The sequence below is a fragment of the Pseudomonas sp. BT-42-2 genome, assembly GCF_025847435.2.
GTDB classification, from domain to species: Bacteria; Pseudomonadota; Gammaproteobacteria; order Pseudomonadales; family Pseudomonadaceae; genus Aquipseudomonas; species Aquipseudomonas urmiensis.
The window spans coordinates 56,132-81,055 of the sequence record NZ_JAOYTM010000010.1; the positions used below are offsets into that span (position 1 = coordinate 56,132).

Sequence of the window (24,924 nt, forward strand, 5' to 3'; positions counted from 1 at the left end):
AATTGCTTTGGCACTGATCACGTGTGAGTGATTGGATTCAACATAAGTGTGATCAGCCTGGGCTGATGGTGCCGATTTGAGGGTTTCATAATGATAGGCTATAAAGAACAAATAATCGATAAATTCAAGTCGAAGCAGGCCGTTATTGGTATCGTCGGGTTGGGGTATGTTGGGCTTCCACTGATGCTGCGTTATAGCGCAGTTGGCTATAGAGTGATCGGCCTGGATATTGACTCAGCTAAAGTACAAAAGCTCAATTCGGGTAGAAGTTATATTGAACATATTTCTTCGGAAAATATTGCTGTTGCTTTGAAGTCCGGATTTGAGGCGGCAGATAACTTTGAAAGGGTATCTGAATGTGACGCGTTGATTCTTTGTGTTCCCACGCCGCTGAATAAATACCGAGAGCCGGATATGACATATGTGGTCGGTACAATGGAGGCTATAAGGCCTCATCTGCGTGCTGGCCAAGTGGTTTCCCTAGAGAGTACTACTTATCCAGGAACTACTGAGGAAGAGCTGCTGCCGAGGATCACTCAGCAAGGATTCGATGTTGGCAGCGATATATTTTTAGTCTACTCTCCCGAGCGAGAAGATCCTGGAAACAAACATTTCGAAACTAGGACTATTCCAAAAGTTGTTGGTGGTCACACTAAAGATTGCTTGGCGGTAGGGGTTGCATTATACGAGCAAGCTATTGATCATCTTGTTGAAGTTAGCTCAACGAAGGCGGCTGAACTAACAAAGTTGCTGGAGAATATTCATAGAGCGGTGAATATTGGGCTTGTGAATGAGATGAAGATAGTTGCCGATCGCATGAATATAGATATATTCGAGGTGATCGATGCGGCTGCTACCAAGCCTTTTGGATTTACTGCATATTACCCCGGTCCTGGGTTAGGTGGTCATTGTATCCCAATCGATCCTTTTTATCTCACCTGGAAGGCTCGGGAGTATGGTGTGCATACTCGATTTATCGAGCTGGCCGGTGAAGTGAATTGCGCAATGCCCGAATATGTACTTGCAAAACTAATGACGGGCTTGAATGAGCACGGCAAGGCATTGAAGGGAAGTAAAGTTCTCGTTCTGGGTATCGCATATAAGAAGAATGTTGATGATATGCGGGAGTCGCCTTCTGTTGAAATTATGGAATTGATTGAGCAGAAGGGCGGGTTGGTGTCTTATAGTGATCCGCATGTGCCAGTTTTCCCTCTCATGCGCGAACATAGTTTTGATCTTAGCAGTGAGTTAATTGATGAGGAAAATTTAGCGCGTTATGATGCTGTAGTGCTGGCGACGGATCATGAGAAGTTTGATTACGATTTGATATATAAACACTCTAAGCTGATCATTGATACTCGTGGTAAATTTAGGGATGGTGGTGCGCATATAATTAGAGCCTAGTTTTAACAAGGTGGTGCACATCATAGTTTGAACCTTGATAGAGGCAGCTTTTTCAGCTGCCTTTGTCAATTGATAGGGGCGCATTTACCTATCTGCTAGGGAGTTATAGATTTGTCTGGATGCAGAATTTTACACTTGATACTTCTCGATAAGTTTATCCCGCCATTCATTGATCTACTTAATCGTAGGGCAAATGTTGAGGGTCATGTTTTTTGGCTTAGAGGCGACCTTGAAAAATATAAGGTTTCCCCTGATAAGAGAGCAGTTGCAGCTGAAGGGTATTCGGCTTTAGCTGGATTTATCAAATTGTTAAGAATGGCTTACACATCTGAAAAAATTATACTTCACGGACTTTTTAGTAACTATTATCTAATTTTTTTATTCTTTCAGCCATGGCTCCTGAAGAAATGTTATTGGTTTGTCTGGGGTGGTGATTTGTATGTGCATGAATTAGGTAGCAAGAATTTAAAGTGGAGAATTAAAGAGTTTGTTCGGCGCGCTGTCATAGGAAGAATCGGGCATATTGTTACGTATGTTTCAGGGGATATCGACAACGCGGAAAGGTGGTACAAGTGGCGAGGGACGCGTCACGAATGCATTTTGTATACAAGTAATATATATGCAGGGGGAGAGGTTGCTTCAACGCCTTCCACTGTCATCCGCATTCAAGTGGGTAACTCGGCCGACCCAAGTAATAATCATCTAGAAGTATTGAACCTACTCAAGGATTGTAAGGATCAGAATTTCTGTATTTATATGCCGCTGGCATATGGTGATGAGGACTATGCTAAAGTAATTGCAGATCAAGGAAGAGAGATGTTTGGGAGTAGGTTTGTCCCCATGCATGACTTCATGTCTTATGATAAGTATCTCGAGTTTCTAGCAGATATTGATATTGCTATTTTTCACCATAAGCGTCAACAAGGTATGGGTAACATTATCAATCTGCTCGGAGCAGGTAAGAAAGTGTATGTTCGGAGAGGCACAAGCAGTGAGGTTGCCCTACAAAATCTAGGATTGACTACGCACACATTGGAAAGCTTTTCCTTTGAATTAGACTCTGACGTTGATCGAAGGAAAAATGCTCGGTTAGTACGCGAGTATTTTTCTGAAGACAATTTAATTAGGCAGTTGTATAATATTTTTGCCTAGTTGTAGATGCTGCAAAATACCCATTAGCTCTCAGGAATTTAGTAAAGGTCCAATATGATAACTTTCAATCGCCCTCCCTATACCGGTAACGAAGATAAGTATGTATTGGACTCGATGCGTAGCTCAAAAATTTCTGGGGATGGCGAGTATAGTAAACGTTGTCAACATTGGTTCGAAGAAAAACTTGGATGTCAGAAAGCTTTACTGACACCATCTTGTACGCACGCGCTTGAAATGGCGGCAATGCTAATTGATATTCGTCCTGGTGACGAAGTCATTATGCCAAGTTACACATTTGTAAGTACTGCAAATGCGTTTGCGCTTAGGGGAGCGAGAATCGTCTTTGTAGATGTTCGTCCGGATACGATGAATTTGGATGAGAAGCTTGTTGAGGCTGCTATAAGTTCTCAAACTAAAGCAATTGTAGTTGTGCATTATGCGGGTGTTTCATGTGAAATGGATGCTATTATGTCTCTTGCTGAGAGATATAACCTATACGTTGTAGAAGACGCAGCGCAAGGTATGATGGCTACTTATAAAAAGCGTGCTCTCGGTACTATAGGTCACATAGGTGCATATAGCTTTCATGAAACCAAAAATTATACGAGCGCAGGTGAGGGTGGCTTGCTCTTAATTAATGATGAAAGGTTTGCTAATCGTGCTGAAATCATAAGAGAAAAAGGAACTAATCGTAGCTTGTTCTTTCGCGGCATGGTGGATAAGTATAGTTGGGTGGATCTTGGTAGTAGCTACCTGCCTAGTGATGTTCAGTCTGCGTTTCTATGGGGACAGTTGGAGAAGGCAGATGAGATTCTGAGTGCTAGGATATCGATTTGGAATCAATATCGTGAGGGCTTGACTCCCTTGCTGAATTCTGGGGTGATTGAACTACCAACAATTCCTACAGATTGCGCTCATAATGCACACATGTTTTATATAAAAGTCAAAGACCTTGAGGTGCGGACCAGCCTGCTAGAACATTTAAAAGAGTGTGGAGTAATGGGCGTGTTTCATTACATTCCTCTCCATTCTGCGCCTGCGGGGTTGGTATATAGTAAGTTTGTTGGTGAAGATCGCTTCACTACAGTTGAGAGCGAACGTTTGATCAGATTACCAATTTGGTTTGGTCTAACACGGGAGCAATGCGCATACGTGATTGAATCTGTCAAAGGCTTCTTTAAGTGAATAGGAAAACTGTCGGTGCTTTCGCCATCGGCCCGATTGGAAGCGCCGTTATTGGGTTCATAACGCTACCTATAATGACTTGGATCTATCCGGCTGATGAAGTGGGTAGGATAGCGATGCTGCAAATAGCATCAAGTTTTTTTGTGCTTGTTTTTTGTCTTGGATTAGATCAGGCGTTTGTTCGGGATTTTCATGAGTGCAAGGATAAGCCTAAGTTATTATTGAATAGCATGGTGCCAGGGCTCTTTCTGGTCTCATTTATGGTATTGGCGCTATTCGTAATTGGGGGGCAATATCTATCCGGATGGCTGTTCGGCATTGCTAACTCTTCATTAGGTCTTATTGCTGTTGCATGTTTGATTTCGGTATTCCTATCTCGCTTCCTTTCTTTAATCTTGAGAATGGAAGAGAAAGGTGTGGCTTACTCAGTAAGTCAAGTTCTCCCTAAAGCGATTTTTTTGCTGTTCCTATTAATTAATTATCTAACCATCCAGTCGGACAGTTTTTTGTTTCTTTTAGGAGCTTACTCCCTATCTCTTGTTGTTGTGATGCTGCTGTTTGCTTGGAATACAAGGCACATGATTTTATCTGCACTTGCAGCATCCATAGATTTCCGCCAAATCCGAACGCTACTTCAATATGGGTCGCCTCTAATATTGGGGGGGGCCGCATTTTGGGCGTTGACAACGTTGGATAGGATGTTTTTGAGAAACTTCTCATCTTTTACAGAGTTGGGATTTTACTCTGTTGCATCGAATTTTGCAGCCGCCGCGATCGTGTTTCAAAGCGTATTTTCTACGGTATGGGTTCCTACCGTATATCGATGGCTAAATGATGGGGATTATGAAGCTAAAATCGATACCGTTACTGAAAAAGTTCTTGTGGTAACATTTTTTTTGTTTGTTCTGACTGGTTTGTTTTCTTGGCTAGTTACTTACATCCTTCCTCCCGAATATAATGCCGTACAGTATATTGTTATTGCCTGTATGGCTTATCCTCTGTTCTATACCTTATCAGAAACTACAGTTGTAGGCATAAATGTCTCTAAAAAAAGTATTTATGCCATGCTGGCTGCGATAATAGCCATGCTGTTCAGTGCGCTCGGTAATTACGTTTTTGTTCCTGAGTTTGGAGCAAAAGGAGCTGCAGTTTCAACCGCCTCGGCTTTTTGGATTTTCCTGGTTTGTCGGACAGAGTTTTCATGTCATGTATGGCGGGCTGTGCCAAGGGTACGGTTATACTGTTCGACTTTGATATGTCTGATTGCTTCAGTTTGTAGTGCTTTGCTTGGTGCGTCTTATAAGTATCATATGATCACTGGCTGGTTCATTCTTGGAGTAGTAGGCGGAATATATTTTAGCGGCACACTTAAAAAGATTTACTGTGAAGATATTTCGCGGAGTGCACAGTCTTGAATTTTACTACTGCTCAAGTAGATGGGCATAGGGTTGATGATATGGAACCTATTAACTTTGTTTGTATTCCTTTTCATGACATAAAACTCGCACAGTTGGAGGGCTTTAGGACTCGAGATTCACACCTGTATCGGTTTTTCGCACAACATGAGCATGTAATGAAAACGGTGGTTCTTAATAGGCCAACCATGCTTTTAGAGCTGCTCCTTAAGCGAAAAACGCTTAAGTCTAGAGGTGAGGTTCTTTATGCTAAAAATGGGTTGTACATTACTAAAATAAATGACCGACTCTTTGCTGTTGATATCCTAGATCTATCATTTTTCCGTCCAGTAGTACATGGCAAAGCGTTTATTCCAACGCTTTATTCAAAGCATGTAAGAAAATATTTAAAAGCCTTGAGTTTCTTGAAGGTGCAGGATTATGTGACGTATGAATCTTCTCCTTTAACAGTTTCATTGTGCGATGAGTTGAAACCTAAGTACAAGGTTTTCGATGGCGTAGATAATCTTTGTAAGCATTCAACATATGCTCGAATCTCACAACAGTTAAGGGAGCTTTACACTCGCGTTATTGATACATACCCTATGATTTTCTTTAACTCTCGCGACTCTGTTCGTTACTTCGGTGCAGATGATAAAAATAATGTAGAATTTTTGGCAAATGGCGTAGATTTTAATATGTTTCGAGGGGAAGCCACACTTCGACCAACTATCATGGAAGGCATTTCTGGTCCCGTTGTTATTTATGCTGGGAAAATGCAAGAGATGTTGGATACAGAGCTTATTAGAGCTTGTGCCGAGCGGTTGCCTCAGGTGACTTTTTTGCTTCTTGGCAAGGTACTGGATGCGCAAGTAAAAGCTGAACTATCTAACATAGCTAATGTGAAGTTTACTGGTGATATTGCCTATCCAGATTTGCCGGATTATATCCGTAATGCTGACGTATGTTTTATTCCCTACAGGGTAGATAAACAGCATGGCGGGGATCCTATAAAGTTTTATGAGTACATGGCTGCAAACAAAAAAACGCTATCTACTCCGATTGGGGAAATTGAAAAGTATCATAATGGAGAATCTGTAATTGTCTGTGCGAGAGATAAATTTGTTGAAAGCTTAGAGCGGTTGTTACAATTGGATACCATAGTTGATAACGACTTGCCGGAATCTATGACGTGGTCTTATAAAGCGGATTACATGGTCAAGAAGGCGATTTCACGATGAGCCAAATGTTTAGAGGGCTTATTTCTTTTCTTATAAGATTGGTTAAAAACGATCCAAGTTATATTGTAGACGCCGATTTAGATTCTAGATCAATACTCCTGGTTCTAGCTGAAAAGGCAATCATGGCACTCCGAGGGGCCGCCATGTACCCGTTCTTGCACGCCACTGGTTTTCCTATATTTATAGGGAGGTCTGTAAGACTAGAGCACAAGCATCGCATCACCGCGGGCAGAGGGTGCGTCATAGGTGACAATGTCACTATTGATGCTCTTTCCACGCGAGGTGTTAAACTTGGCAGAAACGTTTCGATACCTGAGAATACATTTATAAGATGCACCGGTATCTTAGGTGATTTAGGTGTAGGGCTCGAGATCGGAGATAATACTGGCTTAGGTCATTTCAATTTTATCAACGCTCAAGGTGGTGTGAAGATAGGTAGTAACGTAATTATTGGGCCTTCCGTGCATGTTTTGTCTGAGAATCATAACTTTGAGGATTCAAGCATACTAATAAAAAATCAAGGTGTTAATAGGCGCGGTATAGTCATCGAAGATGATGTATGGATAGGTGCTTCTGTATGTATTCTTGATGGAGTGACTGTCGGTCAAGGCGCAGTAATTGCTGCAGGTGCTGTTGTTAATCGGGATGTGCCGAAATATGCGGTGGTCGCCGGTTGTCCAGCAAAGGTAATAAAATGGAGAATCACGCCGACTAGTGGTGAGTAATAATGAATATCATTGTTGGGAATAAAAATAGTTATTGTCCGGTATCTCTTATTGTTTTCAGTGGGTTGGTTTTTTTTGTCGGCTTTATAATCCAGATGGTTGGCATCTTATCAATTACAGCGACTAATTGTGCTGCGTTGTTGTCTTTGGTGTGGCTCCTCTTGTTTAATAGAGGGGTTGATGCTAGGTTCAAAAAGCATACACTTGCATATTTGGCGCTTTTAGCTTCCTTTTTTATCATTGGTTTGATCAACGGAAGTGATTGGTTAGGTTTTTTAGTTTATCTCTATTACTTTGTTTCCCCACTCATAGTGTTGATGTCATGTACGTTGTGTGTAAATAAATACTACATAACTGATTTCCATGTTTATCGTTGGGCTCCATACTATCTATTATTGCAAATATTTCTAGGTGGTTTTCAGCGGGTTTTCCCTCAAGACATTGTTGGGTTTTCTAAGACCCAGCTTTCTTTGGAAGATACCGTCTCAGGTTCATTTTATTTAGCTTCCGATGCGAGCTTGGCATTCTTTTGTATGCTCCTGAGCATATTTTGTTTATCTGCGTCGCGGATGACGTTGCGTAAGCTTATTATTGTATTGCTTGGTTCTGTAGTCGTGTTTATGACCAATTCTAAAGCGATGCAACTATTGCACGTAATGGTCGTGATTTCAGTTTCAGCTTGTCATGCACTGTCGCGGGATAGCGTTAAAAAAGTCTCGGTGTATTTGTGTTTGGTTTTGTCTGTGATTTGCGTTTTCTTGTTTTTTCATGCTGAAATACTTAGCATATATCAAAACTTCCTGGATATGCTTCAGTATGCATATGATAAGCGGTTGGCTGGAAGTGCAGCGCATAGATTGGCGCCTGTGGGGGAATTATTGTTTGGTGAGTTAAGCTTTTTCGGTAACGGGTTTCTCACCTATTTCAATCCTCTATCGAAGGAATGGCTGTACTACTCTGGATTCAGTTTGCTTTACTCGCTCTACTTAGATTGCGGTTTAGTTGGGGTGCTATTAGTAAACCTATGGTTTTTATGGTTTATAGTAAAAAACTCTAAATCGATTTCTGTAGCTCTGATAACATACGGGGCTTTCTTTGCGTTTTCACTGTTTAATTTCACGCTAACAGACCTATCTGTTTTGTTCTCTATGTTCTTGCTTTTGCTTTTGTTAAGGGATGAAGAATGTCACATCTAAATATCCTCGGTATCAGAGGGGTTCCGGCGATGCATGGGGGATTCGAAACTTTTGCCGAACGGCTATCACTTTATCTCGTGGGGCGTGGTTGGACCGTTACGGTTTACTGCCAAGAGAATGGAATAGAATCTGATAAATCTTGGACATCTGAATGGCGTGGTATTCAGAGAATACATATCCCAGTTAAGAGGACGGGTGCACTTGGGACGGTTGTATTCGATTTTCTTGCTGCACGTCATGCATTAACTCAGCCAGGACTGTTCTTAACACTGGGTTATAACACTGCTATATTTAATGTCTTGCAGCGTGCCAAGGGACAAGTAAACTTGTTTAATATGGATGGAATCGAATGGCGCCGAGAAAAATGGAGTTTAGTAGCCAAGGCCTGGTTCTGGCTAAATGAAAGGTTTGGGTGCTGGGTGGGTAATCATCTCATTGCTGACCATCCTGAAATCAAAGCACACCTTCAGACGAGAGTTAGTGCTTCCAAAATCACGATGATTCCATATGGAGGAGAGAACGTAATCGAGGCTGATCGGGAAATTATAGCCTCCTATGGTTTAATTCAAAATCAGTATTCAATTGTGATTGCCAGACCTGAGCCTGAGAACTCTATCTTGGAAATGGTGCGAGCTTTTAGTCGTAAAAGGCGAAATCATTCTCTAGTAATACTTGGAGCCTATGATAAGTCTGCGAACCAATATCATAAAAAAATCCTCGATGCTGCAAGTGATGAGGTTCTTTTCTTGGGTGCGATTTATGACTCTCAAGTAGTTCAAGCCCTTCGCTTCTATTCAAGATGCTATCTCCACGGCCATAAAGTTGGTGGAACGAATCCGTCCTTGGTTGAGGCTCTGGGGGCAGGGTGCGCCGTCATCGCCCATGACAACAAGTTTAATAGATGGGTTGCAGGCGACTCGGCAGAATACTTTCAGGATGAGGATGGCTTTAGTAACTCTTTCGATAAAATTCTCAGTGATAACGCTCTGCTTGAGAAGATGAAATTGGGTAGCAAATCAATGTTTATGGATAAATTCACTTGGAATGATATTTTGGGGCAATATGAAAAGCTTCTATGTAAGTGGTTATAATTGTTGAGAGCTCGCGAAATGTTTATTTCCAACAAAGTCACTTTGCTAGTGATGACTGAAAAAGGATTGGCTTTTTTAACTGAGGCCCTGGAAAATTATCGCTCGGTGATTGAGGCAGTGATTATTGGTCAGGACTCTTCGGTGATAAATGATTTTTCCGCTGATATCTACGAGCTGTGTACAAGATATGGCGTACCCGCCTGTTACCGATCCGGTGAATTCGAAATAAAAACAGAGTATGCCATGGCTATCTCATGGCGTTGGCTGATAGAGCATCCGGAAAATAAGCTAATTGTATTCCACGATTCGCTGCTGCCTCGTTATAGGGGATTTGCCCCCTTGGTTAATGCGTTGATTAATGGCGAGCCGAAGGTTGGTGTCACTGCTTTATTCGGTGCTGCTGATTATGATAGGGGCGATATAATTGCTCAAGCTTCTATTTCTGTAGATTATCCGGCCACAATTAATGAGATGATTGGCAAAATTACAGCTTGCTATGTCGATTTAGGAAAAATAGTTTTAAAAAGTATAATGGCCGGAAAGTCTCCAATAGCGCATGCTCAGGACTCAGACAAAGCTACTTATAGCCTTTGGCTCGATGAGAATGATTACAAGATTAATTGGGGTAGTTCCGCCTCAGAAATTCGAAGAAAAATTGACGCTGTAGGTTTCCCCTATAAGGGGGCATATTGCTTTGTGGATGACGTCAAGTATCGAATTTTCAGTGCTGAAGAGATACCTGACGTAGCTATTGAGAATAGGGATGCGGGTAAGGTTATTTTTATTGAACAGGGCTCACCAGTTGTGGTGTGCGGTTCGGGTTTGCTGTTAATTAAAGCCTGTACTTCCGAGGAGGGGGTATCACTATTGCCTTTGAAAAAATTTCGCTTGCGGTTCACATGAGCATTAATGTTGCTCCCTGTCTGGGAGCAACATATCTATCTATCTTGAATCAGATTTATCAGGCTGTCTTCGGGCAATTTATTTTGCTAGGGACTGCAAGTAATATTGCTATCGGAAGCCAAAATACTGTCCAATAATCGCCAGGTCTGGTGAATATGCGTTCGACATCAGTGATCATCGCTACAAGTCCGTAAATTAGAGCCGGCAATGCAAGCTTAACCCAATAGTTTTCTCGTAGCGACCATGCTTTGACTAGCAGTATGACAATCCCTGCTGACATAGTGGAAAGTGCAATCAACCCGCTGTCGTATATCTGTTGCAGGTAGAGACTATGAGCATGTGGGGATATTGCATGTCCATCAGGCCAGTGATACTCAAAGGGCGTGCCTAATCCATGCCCAAGTAACCACTTCCCTTGCATCTGTTCAAAAAAATACTGCCATATGGGCCCACGACCTGACAATTGTCTGGTATGGAGTTCAACCATTAAATTAGGCCAAAATATTGTTACAAGAATCCCAGCAGTTAGAGCTCCAAGTGCCAGGGCAAGCCACCCTTTACGAGAGCGCTGTAATACGATGGTTGCGATAGAGCCTACAAACAAAGCGATCCAGGCTCCTCGTGTGTAGGTTAGTAAAACATAGCTTGCGAGTATTAAAAAAATCGCACCCCAAAATACACTCTTGCCCAGCCGTTGGTCTTTTTCGATGGCAGCATACAATGCGTACATCGCCGCTGCTCCATGGAAAATACCAGCCGCCACTGGCCATCCATAGTCAGCGAACTCCCCAATGTCAAGGCGATAAAGTCGGTGGGTCCGATAGCCTAACGGTATTTCAAGAACTGCGAACTGATAGACTATAGTTGCTAGTGCACCAATAGCGATGATCGCAATTCCTGAAAATATAGCCCTACGAAGAAGCTGCTCATTAATGCGCATTGTGTAATGAATTGCCGCAAGGTATAGGGCGATATACATCCCTCGTTTTGCAAGTGCTAATGGATCGGTAGGTGAGTTCGTTGCCCACAGAGTGCTCAAGGCAATCCATATTAAGAACAGTATCCAGATAGAATAATGCAACGAGAGCTGTAATTTTCTTTGGGCTATCTTACACAAAGTGATAAGAAGGGCTGGGAGAAGTAAAAATATATAAATCTGAGTATTTCGTCCGCTCCCAGATTCTATCCAAACCTTTCCAGAAATCTGTATGAAGATTCCTATTGCGATGAGCCAGGACAAAATCAATGTGCTGACTTGTATCGATTTTCTCAGGGTGCTGGCAGATGGCATTTCTAATGGTTTGTCAGAATGCATTTTTATGAATAAAGCCTTTGTACATAGTTAAAAAAATGATTTTCAAATCGATCCAGAGCGACCAGTTATCGATATACCAGAGGTCATGCTCGACTCTCTTTTGCATTTTCTCTAGTGTGTCGGTTTCTCCTCGATAGCCACTGACCTGGGCCCATCCTGTAATTCCAGGTTTTACTTTGTGGCGCTGCATGTACGATTCAACGAGGTCTTTGTAATATTCGTTATGCGTTAGGGCGTGCGGTCTAGGCCCAACTATAGACATTCTTCCTTGAAGTACATTAAAAAACTGGGGCAGTTCGTCGAGGCTAGTTCTTCGGAGGAATGCGCCTACTTTAGTGATTCGAGAGTCGTTTCGCGATGCTTGTGTTACTCGACAGTCGTCATGTAAGTGCATGGAGCGAAATTTATAGACTTTAAATTTTTTTCCGTTAATTCCGGTTCTATGCTGTTTGAATAGAATGGGGCCAGGTGAAGTGGTTCTAATGGCGATGGCAATGACAATGCAAAGTGGCAGAATACAAAGGCTGATAATGCTTCCGATTACGAGATCCTCCAGCCGCTTTATAACCCTTGCAGGACTATCCATTGGGCTGCAGCTCAAGTCGAGCGAGTATAGGCCTGCGATATAGCTAACTCTGTGATTAAGCAAACGGATATCGCCAAGTTCTGGTATAAACCTGATGGCAACGGTGTGGTGGCGTAATGCATACATTACTGAACGTACTCTTCCGCCTTCACTGAGCGGGAGGGAAAGCCAGACTTCGTGAATTTTCAGTTCTTCAATTTGAGCAATTAGGTTTTCAGTCCACTCTTGACCTACATCAAATTTTACCTTCGCGACAATGATAAATCCATCTTCTTTCAGGTTTTCATTTGTATTGAATTGAGTTTCAGTGCTGTCAGTGGAGTAGATGACCAGCACACTCTTAAGGTTCATTCCGGAGTTTCGGATTTTACGTAGTAGAACGTATACGACAAGGCGCAGCATTACGCACAAAAAACCGCCTGTTATAATTGTCGTACTAAACCAGATGCGAGAGTAATCTTCGGAGACCTTTAAGAAGAATGATACGGATAGAAGCATTCCAGCGGCTGAAGCCCAGCATGCTATAAGGAGGCTAAGCTGTCTCCAAAACGAGTAGCCTCTTTGAGAACCATAGGCGCCACCTAGGGCAAGGCAAATAACCACAACTATTGCAGTTGTTCCAAGCGCGAGGCTGTATTTTGCCGGCAAGTCGACATTGTGAAAGCGGTAAAAAAAAGCCGCGAGACCAGATGCAAAAACTAACAATATGTCGGTAATTGCAAAAAAAAGAGGTACTGGGTAACGCTCGGCAAAGGTGGGTTGATATTTTGGTTTGAGCTGCATGCTGTATTTATTTCACTCCCGCATGTGAAAACTGCGTAATTTTTATTACCACTCCGTGGTATGGAGTATGCTTCTATTCAGTCACTGTCAGTCTGCCGAGTATTAAGGCCTTGCACGACCACCGCCCGATGGCCTCACCCTACTGACAACGAGTATGTCGCCGATTGTACCCGAAATTCTAGTCAGGTGGCTTTCTCCTTGCGCGCTCTAGGCTCTACCCCCATTTCCGGGCGCTACAGGTGAAGGGAGTACGGGATGGGTGAGGTTGCGAGGGCATCAGATGCGTGGGGATGACAGCCTCTCTAGAGGAGGCAGTACGAGTGTGGAGCCGGGCGGATGCGTTCTCAGCTAGGTGCGATTTGGTAAAATTTCCCCTATAGTGTGAGGCATGATTGGGGTCCCCATCACATCTTAACCTTGCTATGCTTATGTCAGGACTAATGCCGCAATCATTGATGTGGATAACTGCTAAACTGCCAAAAGAAGGTTTTTCGAGTGGACGCGACTAAGTTGGCTATTCACGATGTCGTTTTGTTTGACCCCAAACTCTATGGAGATGAGCGCGGTTTCTTCTTTGAAAGCTTTAATCATAAAGATTTTTGTAATGCAATCGGCAAGGATGTGAAATTTGTTCAGGACAATCATTCGCGATCAGTGAAAAATGTGCTTAGAGGGCTGCACTATCAAATTCAAAGACCACAAGGGAAGTTAGTGCGCGTTATTGCTGGGGAAGTGTTTGATGTTGCTGTTGACTTGCGTAAGAGTTCTCCAAGTTTTGGTCGTTGGGTTGGGGCGTACTTATCGGCAAATAATAGAAAGCAAATGTGGATACCTGAAGGCTTCGCTCATGGCTTTTTAGTGCTTAGTGATGCAGCTGAGTTTTTATATAAAACCACCGATTATTATGCTCCGGAGCACGAACGCTGTTTGGCATGGGATGATCCTGCGTTAGACATAATTTGGCCGCTATCGGGGGAGCCAGTATTGTCTGAAAAGGACAAGAAAGGTAAGGTTCTTGGCCATGTTGAGTGTTTTGAGTGATTTTGCTGAGTTCAGGCTCACAAAGCTGCGAAATCCTCGATAAACATGGTATTTATCGGGGCTTTCCTTGTGTATCGGCCTAGACATACGAGCTAGAGCGGCACCAGCTTTTCAAGATGCTCCAGTTTTTCGCAAGATTCAGTCCTTTTTCATTATCTTACTGAAAAGATCGCAGATATGACTATCTTAGTAACCGGCGGAGCCGGCTTCATCGGCGCCAACTTTGTCCTGGACTGGGTAGCTCAAGCAGATGAGCTGGTCATCAACCTGGATAAGCTGACCTACGCGGGCAACCTGCAGAGCCTGGCGTCCATCGATGGCAACCCCAAGCACCTGTTCGTCCACGGCGATATCGCCGACTCGGCGCTGGTCGAGAAGTTGCTGGCCGAGCATCAGCCGCGTGCGGTGATCAATTTCGCCGCCGAGTCGCATGTCGATCGTTCGATTCATGGCCCGGAAGACTTCATCCAGACCAACATCGTTGGCACTTTCCGCCTGCTCGAAGCGGTGCGCGCCTACTGGAAAGCCCTACCGGGCGATGCGCAGCAAACGTTCCGTTTCCTGCATGTATCCACCGACGAAGTCTATGGCTCCTTGGCGCCTGATGCTCCGGCGTTCACCGAGACGCACCAGTACGAGCCAAACAGCCCTTACTCGGCGAGCAAGGCGGCCAGCGATCACTTGGTGCGCTCCTACCATCACACCTATGGTCTTCCGGTTCTCACCACCAACTGCTCCAACAACTACGGCCCGTACCACTTCCCGGAAAAGCTCATCCCGCTGATGATCGTCAACGCGTTGGGTGGCAAAGGGCTGCCGGTCTACGGTGACGGTCAGCAAATCCGCGACTGGCTGTACGTAAAAGATCACTGCAGCGCGATTCGCCGGGTGCTTGAGGCAGGCACGGTGGGCGAGGTCTACAATGTTGGCGGCTGGAACGAGAAGCCAAATCTGGAGATCGTTAACCGTATCTGCGCTTTGCTCGATGAGCTGCGCCCTCGCGCTGATGGCAAGTCCTACAGCGAGCAGATCACCTTCGTTACCGACCGCCCAGGCCATGACCGCCGTTACGCCATCGATGCGCGCAAACTCGAGCGTGAGCTGGGCTGGAAGCCAGCGGAAACCTTCGAAACCGGCATCCGCAAGACGGTCGAGTGGTACCTGAGCAACTGGCAGTGGGTTGAAAACGTGCAGTCGGGCAACTATCGCGAGTGGGTCGAGAAGAACTACGGCGAGCGCAGCGAATGAAGATTCTGCTGCTTGGTAAGGACGGTCAGGTCGGCTGGGAGCTGCAGCGCAGCCTGGCGCCGCTGGGCGAGGTGCTGGCCCTTAACTCCAAGAGCCAGGATTACTGCGGTGATCTCGCCAATCTGCAAAGTTTGGCGCAGACCGTCCAGGCCTGGGCGCCAGATGTGATTGTCAATGCGGCGGCTTACACCGCAGTAGATAAGGCCGAGTCCGAGCAGGGGCAAGCCCATCGCATCAACGCCGAGGCGCTCGAGGTGCTCGCGCAGGCCGCTGCACGTTCAGGTGCGCTGCTGGTGCATTACTCCACTGACTATGTCTTCCCAGGGGAGGGTCAAACGCCCTGGCGCGAAGAAGACGTGGTGGGGCCGCTGAATGTCTATGGTCTGAGCAAGTTGGCTGGAGAGCAGGCTATTCAGGCCTCGGCGTGCTCGCACCTGATCTTCCGCACCTCGTGGGTGTACGCGGCGCGCGGCAATAATTTTGCCAAGACCATGCTGCGCCTGGCTGGCGAGCGAGACACCCTTGGGGTAATCGATGATCAGTTCGGCGCACCAACCGGTGCTGAGTTGATCGCAGATGTGACGGCGCACGCGATCGTCGCCTGGCGCGCCAAGCCTGAACTGTGTGGGCTCTACCATCTTGCGGCAGCGGGTGAAACCACCTGGTGTGGCTATGCGCGGTACGTTCTCGAGCGGGCTGAGCAGATGGGCATTGAGCTGAAGGTCAAGCCGCAGGCGGTTTCGGCGTTGACCACCGACGCTTATCCCACGCCTGCGCGGCGGCCGGCCAATTCGCGACTCGACACGCAAAAACTTGAAAAGGCTTTTGGTTTGCAGCTTCCTGATTGGCGCCTGGGCGTTGCGCGGATGCTGACGGAAATACAAGGGAAATAACCGCATGAAACGTAAAGGTATTATTCTGGCAGGCGGCTCGGGTACTCGACTGCACCCTGCAACGTTGGCGATCTCCAAGCAGCTCTTACCGGTCTACGACAAGCCGATGATCTATTACCCGCTGACTACGCTGATGCTGGCGGGTATCCGCGACATCCTGATCATTTCCACCCCGCAGGACACGCCGCGTTTCGAGCAGTTGTTGGGCGACGGTAATCAGTGGGGCCTGAATATTTCCTACGCCGTGCAACCCTCTCCGGATGGCCTGGCGCAGGCGTTCATCATTGGTGAGCAGTTCATTGGCAATGATCCGTCGGCGTTGGTGTTGGGCGACAACATCTACTACGGCCACGACTTCCAGCACCTGCTGAGCAACGCCAACAGTCGTGCCACTGGTGCTAGCGTGTTCGCCTACCACGTGCACGATCCTGAACGCTATGGCGTGGTTGAATTCGACGCCCAGGGCACCGCGATCAGCCTTGAAGAGAAGCCGCTGCAACCCAAGTCCAGCTACGCGGTAACCGGCCTGTATTTCTACGATCAGGATGTGGTCGAGATCGCCAAGGCCATCAAGCCCTCGCCACGTGGCGAGCTTGAGATCACCGACGTCAACCGCGCCTACCTTGAGCGTAACAAGCTGTCGGTAGAAATCATGGGCCGCGGCTACGCCTGGCTGGATACCGGCACCCACGATTCGCTGCTCGAAGCCAGCCAATACATCGCGACCATCGAGCGCCGCCAGGGTTTGAAAGTGGCGTGCCCGGAAGAGGTTTCGTACCGCCAGGGTTGGATCAGTGCAGAGCAACTTGAAAAACTTGCCGCCCCTCTTGCGAAGAATGGGTACGGTCAGTATTTGAAACGGTTGTTGCAGGATAAGGTTTATTAATAGGTAAGTTTTAGGTCCTCTTCTTGTGCGACTTTTTGCCCGAGAAGAGGACATAAAATGTGACGTCTAATTCAGTAAAGATTCTCGCCCTTCGCGTACTTTCATCGGCACTTCAGAAGCGCTAGGTTTGTTTGGCAGCTACGGAAACGCTGCCCTGCAATTCTCGTCTCAATGGAGTGTGCCAAATGCGTAATACCGTCCTTTCCTACCTGTTCCTTCCGCTGTTCGCGGGCCTGTCCTTTTCCCTCAGTGCAGCGCCCAATCCCGCTTCAGCACCTGCTGAACTAACCGCTAACGCAGTGGCCACACCGGCAACGGTTGCCCACACGACTCGCGTCAATCTCAACGCTGCCGATGCGCCAACCTTGCAAAAGGAGCTGAACGGGATTGGTAAAGCAAAAGCCGAAGCGATCGTGGCCTACCGTGACGCACACGGGCCATTCACTTCGGTCGATGAATTGCTGGAAATCAAAGGCATCGGCAACGCGATCCTGGATCGCAACCGTGACAAATTAACTGTGGAGTAAGCCCAGCCGTCGATGGCCGATCAACTCATGGTCGGCCATCCAGGCTTTAGCGATCTTTGGCTTCCTTGGCATCCATTTCTGCATTGCGCTCATGAACTTTCTTCAGCTGCTCTTCGGTCAGCGGCAATTTCTTCGCCGTATCGCGCAGCAGCATCAGCCCGCCTACAATCGAGCCAAGCGCTACGATGAGGATCAACCAGGCATACCAGGGCATTGTCTTTCTCCTGCAAAAACGGAAGGCACCGCTTGTATGATTTTTGAGCTAATACTCGTGCCGATGGTTCAATTATAGAGCGCGCCCATACTTGTAGTTCACTTAAGATTTTGGGGCCGCTTTGCGCCCCTTCGCGGGCGACAGGGGCCTTAAGTGAACAGCATCACGCCCACACTTGGGCCAATTCTCATGACCCGCGGGCCCCCATGGCCACGTCACTTCGTTTACAATGCGCGCCGTTTACGACTTGCCAAGAGACTCCGACCATGTCCGCCTGCCAGACGCCCCTGATCGTCGCCCTCGATTTTCCTACCCGTGAGGCCGCTCTGAAGCTGGCTGACCAGCTCGATCCGGCGCTGTGCCGTGTGAAGGTTGGCAAGGAGCTGTTCACCAGCAGCGCTTCGGGCATCGTCGAGACCCTGTGTGCCAAGGGCTTCGAAGTATTCCTCGACCTCAAGTTCCACGATATCCCCAACACCACGGCGATGGCGGTAAAGGCTGCCGCCGAGATGGGCGTGTGGATGGTCAACGTGCATTGCTCCGGCGGCCTGCGCATGATGGCGGCCTGCCGTGAAGAGCTGGCCAAGCGCAGTGGTCCTCAGCCGCTGCTGATCGGTGTAACCGTACTGACCAGCATGGAGCGTGAAGACTTGGCGGGCATCGGCCTGGACATCGAGCCGCAAGAGCAGGTGCTGCGGCTGGCAGCCTTGGCCGAGAAGGCCGGGATGGACGGTCTGGTGTGCTCGGCGCTGGAAGCGCCGGCGCTCATGGCGGCGCATCCGTCGCTGCAGTTGGTCACTCCAGGCATCCGCCCGGCTGGTAGCGCCCAAGACGATCAACGCCGCATTCTGACCCCGCGTCAGGCGCTGGATGCCGGCTCCGACTATCTGGTAATCGGGCGTCCTATCAGTCAGGCGGCCAATCCCGCCCAAGCTTTAGCAGCGGTGGTCGCGGAAATTCGCGGCTGATTAGGGGGCAGGGCTAAGGTCGATCAGTTATGGCCAATGAGGCCGCTGCGCCGCCCAAGTACAGGCCCCGTGCCTTAGCTGACTGACATTCGGGCAAGGGCTGACTGGAATGCGCCCTTGCTTTGTCAGAGAAGTCGTACGCAGTTCCGATTTGTCCTACACGTTCGATGTATAATCGCTCCCGCGTCTGATAACCGGGTAGGCAACGTGGAAGCTGTTGGCGTTAAAGATCGCACCAGGCAATTATCGATAAAGGATTTCGCAAGTTCTCAAAATATTGCGAAAGGGCCTGTGTTCATCGTTGCGTCTGGTGCCTCGGCCAAGGACTTTCCACTCGAACGATTTGCTGATGTGCCAATGATCACAATGAACGGCGCAATTTCGTTGTTCAAGGACACCGGCATCAGGCCGTTCTTCTATGTTTGTTCGGATATCGGATTTCCACGACAGCAGCCGGATCTGTATGCCCAAGCGCTGCTGCTCAGTCATCGTTTGGCCATCCGGCCGGATGAGGTAGATTCACTACCGCAAGCGACATGCGCTGAAATTTTCCCGCTACGCAAGGCCAGCAGGACGACATTGTTCCAGGCTGTATTCAATGCGCAGCCTCAAATGGTCCGCAAGCGCACCTTCTGGAAAAACAGTACGCGAACCATTGGCTTTAGCAAGGACCTGTCCTACGGCTTTTTCGATGCGCGTACGGTTGCCTATGTCGCCCTTCAGATTGCCTACCATCTTGGTTTCAATAAGGTTTTTCTAGTAGGGGTAGACCTCAACCAGAATGCAGGGCGATTTTACGAAAATGGCGGTCGCGCGATTTCGCCGTGTGGGCTGGATGGTCACTATGAGCGCCGCATCCTGCCGTCTTTCGAGTTGATGTCAAAGCGCGTGATGGGCGAAAGATTTACGGTTTACAACCTCTCGCAGGATTCGAGAATACCCCATTCGGTTGTTCCGAAAATCACTGTCGATCAGGCGGAATCGATCATTCTTTCCAGCCGGTAAGCGTGCTATCCATCCTCGTTGAATTTTTTCAACCAGCTTTCGGCCGAAAGATAGACTGCTGCCCGTTGCAGTTGCCTCGGAAGTTAAAAGTTGTTGGGGCGCTCATACGACAGAGCGCCCTAATTTACAAATCAGACCTTCAATACCAACTTGCCAAAGTTCTCGCCGCTGAACAGCTTGAGCAGCGTCTCCGGGAAGGTGTCCAGCCCGTCCACCACATCTTCCTTGCTCTTGACCTTGCCACTGGCCAACCAGCCGGCGATCTCCTGCGCCGCCTTGCCGTATTCCTTGACGTGGTCCATCACCACGAAGCCTTCCATACGCGCGCGATTGACCAGCAGCGACAGGTAGTTGGCCGGCCCTTTGACCGCTTCTTTGTTGTTGTACTGGCTGATCGCCCCGCAAATCACCACGCGCGCCTTGAAGTTCAAGCGGCTCAGTACGGCATCGAGGATATCCCCGCCGACGTTGTCGAAGTACACATCCACGCCCTTGGGGCACTCGCGCTTGAGGCCCGCCAGCACGTCTTCGGCCTTGTAGTCGATCACCCCGTCAAAACCCAGCTCATCCTTGAGGTACTGGCACTTCTGCGCGCCGCCGGCAATGCCGACCACCCGGCAGCCTTTGATCTTGGCGATCTGCCCGGCGATGCTGCCCACTGCGCCCGCGGCACCGGAGATCACTACGGTTTCCCCTTCCTTAGGCTGACCCACGTCGAGCAGGGCAAAGTAGGCGGTCATGCCGGTCATGCCCAGGGCCGAGAGATAGCGGGGCAGGGGGGCGAGCTTGGGGTCGATCTTGTGCAGGCCCTGCGGTTCGCCAGTGAAGTAATCCTGCACGCCGAGCGCGCCGCTGACGTGGTCGCCGGGTTGGAAACCTGGGTGCTTGGAGGCGACCACTTCACCCACGCCCAGGGCGCGCATCACCTGGCCCAGGCCCACCGGCGGGATGTAGGACTTGCCTTCATTCATCCAGCCGCGCATTGCAGGGTCAAGCGACAGGTACAGGTTCTTGACCTGGATCTGGCCCTCGGCCGGCTCACTGGCGGGGACTTGTTCGTAGGTGAAATCGTCACGGGTAACGGCGCCGACCGGGCGTTTGGCAAGCAGGAAGCGGCGGTTGGTCTGGGTCATGGCGAATCTCGCTGATAGTAGGCAAAGCCTGTTGATAGTGGTTGGCGCGCGGCGCGGCAAGGTTTACCGGTGTGGCGAATGCCGGGCGATCCACGCGGATGATCGGGAGCTACAGGCACAATCACTGGCAACGATGGTAGCTCAACCGTTGGCCTAATGATGCTGCCCCTGGCAGCGGTCGCCTGACTAGACTCAGGCTCGACTTCAATTTCTGTTGCAGGAGCGAGCGATGAGCATGACCTTTTCCGGCCAGGTCGCCCTGGTCACCGGGGGCGCGGCGGGTATCGGCCGGGCGACGGCACTGGCCTTCGCTGCCGAGGGGCTGAAGGTGGTAGTGGCCGACCGCGATGCGCGGGGTGGTGAGGCCACCGTGAGCCTGATTCGTAAGGCAGGGGGCGAGGCGCTGTTCCTGCCCTGCGATGTGACTCAGGACCGCGACGTGCGCCAACTGCACCAGGGCGTTATCGACGCCTATGGCCGGTTGGACTATGCGTTCAATAACGCCGGGATCGAGATCGAGAAGGGCCGCCTGGCGGAGGGCAGCGAGGCAGAGTTCGACGCGATCATGGGCGTCAACGTCAAGGGCGTGTGGTTGTGCATGAAGTACCAGCTGCCGCTGCTGCTGGCCCAGGGCGGTGGGGCGATCGTCAATACCGCGTCGGTGGCAGGCCTGTCGGCCGCGCCGAAGATGAGTATCTATGCTGCCTCCAAGCATGCAGTCATCGGCCTGACCAAGTCGGCGGCAATCGAGTATGCCAAGAAGGGCATTCGGGTTAACGCGGTGTGCCCGGCGGTGATCGACACCGATATGTTCCGCCGCGCCTATGAAGCCGACCCGCGCAAGGCCGAGTTCGCCGCAGCGATGCACCCGGTGGGGCGCATTGGCAAGGTCGAGGAAATTGCCAGTGCGGTGCTGTATCTGTGCAGTGACGGTGCGGCATTCACCACCGGCCACTCGCTGACCGTGGACGGTGGTGCGTTGGCGATCTGAGGAAGGGTTATCCCGCGTTTGGTACTGTCCCTTTGAGGAAGATCTCGCGGCGCTCCAGGCGCCCGATATCTTCATGCTTGGCGATGGCATACACCCGGTCGAACGCGGGCCGGTCGATGGCAGGGAAGTACCGCTGTAGCGCCTGGTCCACGCACGCGTCGAAGTCTGCTTCGGTGATGTAGCGATAGATTTCCCGCAGGTACAGGAAGCCTAACTGAAAGCCCAGGGTTTCACTGAAAAACGCCGTCGGCACGCAGAAACTGTTTTCCAGGTCGATGGCCAGCGGTTGGCGGGTGTCGTCTCGCGGCAGCATGACATTGGCGGCCCACAGGTCCATGTGGCTGATACCACGCTGGTGTAGATCGTGGAGCAATTCAAAAGCCGCTTCGATCACCCTGTGCACTGCGCTCGGGTCGTTGCGAACCTTGCTCAAACCATCATCATGGGCATCCAGAAATTCGGTGATCAGGTACAGGTCCTGCACCAAGCCAAACTTGGAGCGGCTGTAACCAAAGCCGACCAGTCCAGCTACCCGCGCGCCACGTCGGGTGGCTTCGCGGGTGTTGATCAGTTCCTCGATGGTCCAGTCGTAGAGTCCCTTACTTCTAGGATTGCCGCGCTGCACCCGCCATTTCTTTTTCAGCGAATCGAGTTGCTCACGCTTGGTGAACAACCCGCTTTCGCTACAGGCCAGTGGTGCGCTGACGCGTTTGGCGCTAGGCGCCTGTTCGATCAGGTGCTGGAGCGCGCAGCGGGTGTTGGCTGCCAGGGGCGACTGAAAATGTAGCGTGGTATGGCTGTGGCTTAGTACATGGGGGTACTCACTGCGCCAGGTGGGGGAATTCGGGTGCACGCTACATCCTTGGTGGTGTCAAAGTGCTATTGCTTGCTTTCGGTTATCTTACATTTTTTCACAAAATTCCTACAAATCTTTCATCTAATTCTGATCATGAGCATGCGGCTTCGACACGTTCTTTACGCGCGCTGAGGTGAAGCATCGCCGCAACAATCAAGCAGCCCGCTATCAGCCCTGCGCCAAACATCATCAGCGCTACTCGTGTCCCCAGCGCATCACTGAGCAACCCGGTAAAAATCACTGGCAGGCTGAACCCCATGTACGCAAGGAGGAAGAACCCGGCACTGGCCCGGGTCTTTTCGCTGCCGGCCAATTGGTTCACCGCCGCCAACCCGCCGAGATAGATGAAGCCATAGCAAGCGCTGCTCGCGGCCACCGCGCCAAGCAGCACAGCGAGCAGTGCGCCGCTGTCAGCGCCCCAGGCCAACAGGGCATAACTGCAAGGCAAGATGGCCAGCCCCAGCAGGGTCGCTTGGGCACTTGGCAAGCGCCGGGCCATAGGCTGGAACAGCAGGCCGCAGCTGATCACGCAGAAGGTGGAAAAGCCTGACCAGTCGCTCAAGCCGTGCTGACGCAGAATCCCGGGCAGCAACGCGATCACCAGGCCCACGCAGGCCCAGGCCAGGAGGATGGCGAAGCCATAGGCGAGGCTGCCGGCCGGGTAGCAGGGCAAGCGCAGCATGGCTGTGCGCTGTGCCGGGCGTGGATCGGGCAAGCGCCACACCAAAACGATGGCGATGAACGCCAGCAGCAGTTGCAGATGGAAGCTACCTGGGGTCAGGCTCGGTCCGGCTAGGAGGAACAGGCTGGTCAAGGCCGCGCCCAGACCAAAGCCCAGCGAGGTGCTGGCAGTGACCCAGTTGGCGGCGCGGCTGTTGTCGCTGCCGGTCATCAACTCGCCCATGTAGGCGGTGGCCGTGGCTGAAGCCAGGCCGGTGCCCAGGCCGAGGAACAGGCGCGCGACGCCGAGGGTTTCCAGGCTAGGGGCCAGCAGTATCAGCAGGGTGGCGATCATCGACAGGCCTAGGGCGGCGAGGATCAGTGGCCGCCGGCCGACCCTATCTGCAAGGCCGCCCAGGGCCAGGAGTACTGGCAGTACGCCGAGCACGTAACCGGAGAAGGCCACGGCAGTGGCGGCGGCGCCGCGGCCGGAGAGGTCGGCGTAGGTGATGTAGAGCGGCGCTTGCAGGTTCACCGCGAGGGTGATGATGCACAGGGCGAAGGCCAGCAGGGCGGGGGCGTGGCGATTGGGCATTTCGGGGTGGTCCGTTGGTCTGTGGGTGTTTGTGCTGGCTCTATCGCGGGGCAAGCCCGCTCCCACGGGCGTCGATGACAGCGGCCTCGTGGGAGCGGGCTTGCCCCGCGATAGCTATCGCGGGGCAAGCCCGCTCCCACGCAACTCGCTCCCACGCAATCGCTGGATTTGCTTTATGTCAAAAATGGAATAAACAAATGAAAAAATATGATTTATAGATATATGTGATGTGCTGTTAATGTCACTCCATCAGCGGGGCCGTACAACTGCAAAGCCCCGGCAACGAATCCAAGGAAGCGCGTCAATGCTGGTTGTTTCGGTCGGTGGAAGCCCAAGTACCCGTTCACGCTCCGGCGTGCTGCTAGAGCGTTCACGCCAGTGGCTGCAGGATCGCGGGGTCGAAGTGGTGACCTTTCAGGTACGTGAGTTCCCCGCCGAAGACCTGCTGCATGCCCGCTTCGACAGCCCGCAGGTGCGCCACTTCCAGGACCTGGTCGCCCAGGCCGATGGCCTGGTGGTTTCCACCCCGGTGTACAAGGCATCGTTTGCTGGCGCCTTGAAGACCTTGCTCGACCTGCTGCCGGAGCGCGCGCTGGAACACAAGGTGGTCCTGCCGATTGCAACCGGCGGTAGCATCGCCCACATGCTGGCGGTGGATTACGCACTCAAACCCGTGCTGTCGGCACTCAAGGCGCAGGAGACCCTGCAAGGGATCTTCGCCGACGACAGCCAGATCGCCTACGGCGAAGGCAACAACCCGGCGCAGTTGGCCGACGCGCTGCAAGCGCGACTGCTCGATTCGCTGGAAACGTTTCACAGCGCCTTGGCCCGCCGGCCGAAACCGGTGGCTCCAGGCGAGCTCAACGAACGCCTGATCAGTGCTCGCTGGAGTATCTGAACTCGTCCAACCGCTTCACTGTTTTTCCACCTTA

24 protein-coding genes are annotated in these 24,924 nt (G+C 50.0%); 18 read left to right on the forward strand and 6 right to left on the reverse strand.

Annotation, left to right across the window (positions count from 1 at the left end; genetic code table 11):
- Positions 1–90 precede the first annotated feature (90 nt).
- The 9 genes from OIU19_RS12000 (at position 91) to OIU19_RS12040 (ending at position 10,291) form a co-directional block, all read left to right on the forward strand.
- Positions 91–1,404 carry a nucleotide sugar dehydrogenase gene (locus tag OIU19_RS12000; protein WP_264235178.1) on the forward strand — a complete coding sequence of 438 codons (1,314 nt, stop codon included), beginning with the start codon at positions 91–93 and terminating at the stop codon, positions 1,402–1,404.
- A 135-nt stretch (positions 1,405–1,539) separates the two neighbouring features.
- Positions 1,540–2,556, forward strand: a complete 1,017-nt coding sequence (locus OIU19_RS12005) for a TDP-N-acetylfucosamine:lipid II N-acetylfucosaminyltransferase (RefSeq protein WP_264235179.1) — start codon at positions 1,540–1,542, stop codon at positions 2,554–2,556.
- A gap of 54 nt (positions 2,557–2,610) precedes the next feature.
- Entirely contained in the window at positions 2,611–3,741 is a 1,131-nt protein-coding gene (rffA, locus tag OIU19_RS12010) for a dTDP-4-amino-4,6-dideoxygalactose transaminase (protein ID WP_264235180.1), read from the forward strand.
- Positions 3,738–5,156 carry a lipopolysaccharide biosynthesis protein gene (locus OIU19_RS12015; protein WP_264235181.1) on the forward strand — a complete coding sequence of 473 codons (1,419 nt, stop codon included), beginning with the start codon at positions 3,738–3,740 and terminating at the stop codon, positions 5,154–5,156. The genes rffA and OIU19_RS12015 overlap by 4 nt, the downstream gene beginning before the upstream one ends.
- Complete coding sequence (locus OIU19_RS12020) at positions 5,153–6,376, forward strand: glycosyltransferase (protein ID WP_264235182.1); 1,224 nt, start codon at positions 5,153–5,155, stop codon at positions 6,374–6,376. The genes OIU19_RS12015 and OIU19_RS12020 overlap by 4 nt, the downstream gene beginning before the upstream one ends.
- The gene (locus tag OIU19_RS12025; protein ID WP_264235183.1) at positions 6,373–7,101 is read left to right on the forward strand and encodes a DapH/DapD/GlmU-related protein; all 729 of its coding nucleotides are present in this window, start codon (positions 6,373–6,375) and stop codon (positions 7,099–7,101) included. Before OIU19_RS12020 ends, OIU19_RS12025 begins: the two co-directional genes overlap by 4 nt.
- Before the next feature lie 2 nt (positions 7,102–7,103).
- The gene (locus tag OIU19_RS12030; RefSeq protein WP_264235184.1) at positions 7,104–8,297 is read left to right on the forward strand and encodes a hypothetical protein; all 1,194 of its coding nucleotides are present in this window, start codon (positions 7,104–7,106) and stop codon (positions 8,295–8,297) included.
- Positions 8,285–9,388, forward strand: coding sequence for a DUF1972 domain-containing protein (locus OIU19_RS12035; protein ID WP_264235185.1), 1,104 nt, complete (start codon positions 8,285–8,287; stop codon positions 9,386–9,388). Before OIU19_RS12030 ends, OIU19_RS12035 begins: the two co-directional genes overlap by 13 nt.
- 18 nt (positions 9,389–9,406) lie before the next feature.
- The gene (locus OIU19_RS12040) at positions 9,407–10,291 is read left to right on the forward strand and encodes a methionyl-tRNA formyltransferase (protein WP_264235186.1); all 885 of its coding nucleotides are present in this window, start codon (positions 9,407–9,409) and stop codon (positions 10,289–10,291) included.
- Between the two features lie 58 nt (positions 10,292–10,349).
- Here OIU19_RS12040 and OIU19_RS12045 read toward each other — a convergent pair whose 3' ends face one another.
- Both OIU19_RS12045 and OIU19_RS12050 read right to left on the reverse strand, forming a co-directional pair.
- A complete protein-coding gene (locus OIU19_RS12045; RefSeq protein ID WP_264235187.1) occupies positions 10,350–11,606 on the reverse strand; it encodes an O-antigen ligase in 1,257 nt (418 codons plus the stop codon).
- Positions 11,596–12,975: an undecaprenyl-phosphate glucose phosphotransferase gene (locus tag OIU19_RS12050; protein WP_264235188.1), complete on the reverse strand. Its 1,380-nt coding sequence runs from the start codon at positions 12,973–12,975 to the stop codon at positions 11,596–11,598. Before OIU19_RS12050 ends, OIU19_RS12045 begins: the two co-directional genes overlap by 11 nt.
- Before the next feature lie 495 nt (positions 12,976–13,470).
- On the opposite strand from OIU19_RS12050, the gene rfbC reads away from it, so the two are divergent.
- From rfbC to OIU19_RS12075, 5 genes are all read left to right on the forward strand, one after another.
- Positions 13,471–14,016, forward strand: a complete 546-nt coding sequence (gene rfbC, locus OIU19_RS12055) for a dTDP-4-dehydrorhamnose 3,5-epimerase (RefSeq protein WP_264235189.1) — start codon at positions 13,471–13,473, stop codon at positions 14,014–14,016.
- Between the two features lie 177 nt (positions 14,017–14,193).
- Positions 14,194–15,264: a dTDP-glucose 4,6-dehydratase gene (gene rfbB, locus OIU19_RS12060; RefSeq protein ID WP_264235190.1), complete on the forward strand. Its 1,071-nt coding sequence runs from the start codon at positions 14,194–14,196 to the stop codon at positions 15,262–15,264.
- A complete protein-coding gene (gene rfbD / locus OIU19_RS12065) occupies positions 15,261–16,157 on the forward strand; it encodes a dTDP-4-dehydrorhamnose reductase (RefSeq protein WP_264235191.1) in 897 nt (298 codons plus the stop codon). Before rfbB ends, rfbD begins: the two co-directional genes overlap by 4 nt.
- Before the next feature lie 4 nt (positions 16,158–16,161).
- Positions 16,162–17,043, forward strand: coding sequence for a glucose-1-phosphate thymidylyltransferase RfbA (gene rfbA, locus OIU19_RS12070; protein ID WP_264235192.1), 882 nt, complete (start codon positions 16,162–16,164; stop codon positions 17,041–17,043).
- A gap of 185 nt (positions 17,044–17,228) precedes the next feature.
- Positions 17,229–17,570, forward strand: coding sequence for a ComEA family DNA-binding protein (locus OIU19_RS12075; protein WP_264235193.1), 342 nt, complete (start codon positions 17,229–17,231; stop codon positions 17,568–17,570).
- A gap of 46 nt (positions 17,571–17,616) precedes the next feature.
- On the opposite strand, the gene OIU19_RS12080 is transcribed toward OIU19_RS12075, so the two are convergent.
- Positions 17,617–17,784: a DUF2897 family protein gene (locus tag OIU19_RS12080; RefSeq protein WP_186554781.1), complete on the reverse strand. Its 168-nt coding sequence runs from the start codon at positions 17,782–17,784 to the stop codon at positions 17,617–17,619.
- A 266-nt stretch (positions 17,785–18,050) separates the two neighbouring features.
- Between OIU19_RS12080 and pyrF the strand changes: the two genes are divergently transcribed.
- Both pyrF and OIU19_RS12090 read left to right on the forward strand, forming a co-directional pair.
- Positions 18,051–18,752 carry an orotidine-5'-phosphate decarboxylase gene (gene pyrF, locus OIU19_RS12085; protein WP_264235194.1) on the forward strand — a complete coding sequence of 234 codons (702 nt, stop codon included), beginning with the start codon at positions 18,051–18,053 and terminating at the stop codon, positions 18,750–18,752.
- 207 nt (positions 18,753–18,959) lie between these two features.
- A complete protein-coding gene (locus tag OIU19_RS12090) occupies positions 18,960–19,757 on the forward strand; it encodes a lipopolysaccharide biosynthesis protein (protein ID WP_264235195.1) in 798 nt (265 codons plus the stop codon).
- Positions 19,758–19,888: 131 nt separating this feature from the next.
- Here the strand turns inward: OIU19_RS12090 and OIU19_RS12095 are convergent, their stop codons facing one another.
- Positions 19,889–20,890 (reverse strand): NADP-dependent oxidoreductase, encoded by a 1,002-nt coding sequence (locus OIU19_RS12095; protein ID WP_264235196.1) that lies wholly within the window; start codon positions 20,888–20,890, stop codon positions 19,889–19,891.
- Positions 20,891–21,119: 229 nt separating this feature from the next.
- On the opposite strand from OIU19_RS12095, the gene OIU19_RS12100 reads away from it, so the two are divergent.
- On the forward strand, positions 21,120–21,881 hold the full coding sequence (locus OIU19_RS12100; RefSeq protein WP_264235197.1) for an SDR family oxidoreductase: 762 nt from the start codon (positions 21,120–21,122) through the stop codon (positions 21,879–21,881).
- Between the two features lie 7 nt (positions 21,882–21,888).
- Here OIU19_RS12100 and OIU19_RS12105 read toward each other — a convergent pair whose 3' ends face one another.
- Together OIU19_RS12105 and OIU19_RS12110 are read right to left on the reverse strand one after the other, a co-directional pair.
- Complete coding sequence (locus tag OIU19_RS12105) at positions 21,889–22,734, reverse strand: lipopolysaccharide kinase InaA family protein (protein WP_264235198.1); 846 nt, start codon at positions 22,732–22,734, stop codon at positions 21,889–21,891.
- 94 nt (positions 22,735–22,828) lie between these two features.
- Positions 22,829–23,992: an MFS transporter gene (locus OIU19_RS12110; RefSeq protein WP_264235199.1), complete on the reverse strand. Its 1,164-nt coding sequence runs from the start codon at positions 23,990–23,992 to the stop codon at positions 22,829–22,831.
- Between the two features lie 304 nt (positions 23,993–24,296).
- Between OIU19_RS12110 and ssuE the strand changes: the two genes are divergently transcribed.
- Positions 24,297–24,890 (forward strand): NADPH-dependent FMN reductase, encoded by a 594-nt coding sequence (ssuE, locus tag OIU19_RS12115; protein WP_186552876.1) that lies wholly within the window; start codon positions 24,297–24,299, stop codon positions 24,888–24,890.
- Positions 24,891–24,924 lie beyond the last annotated feature (34 nt).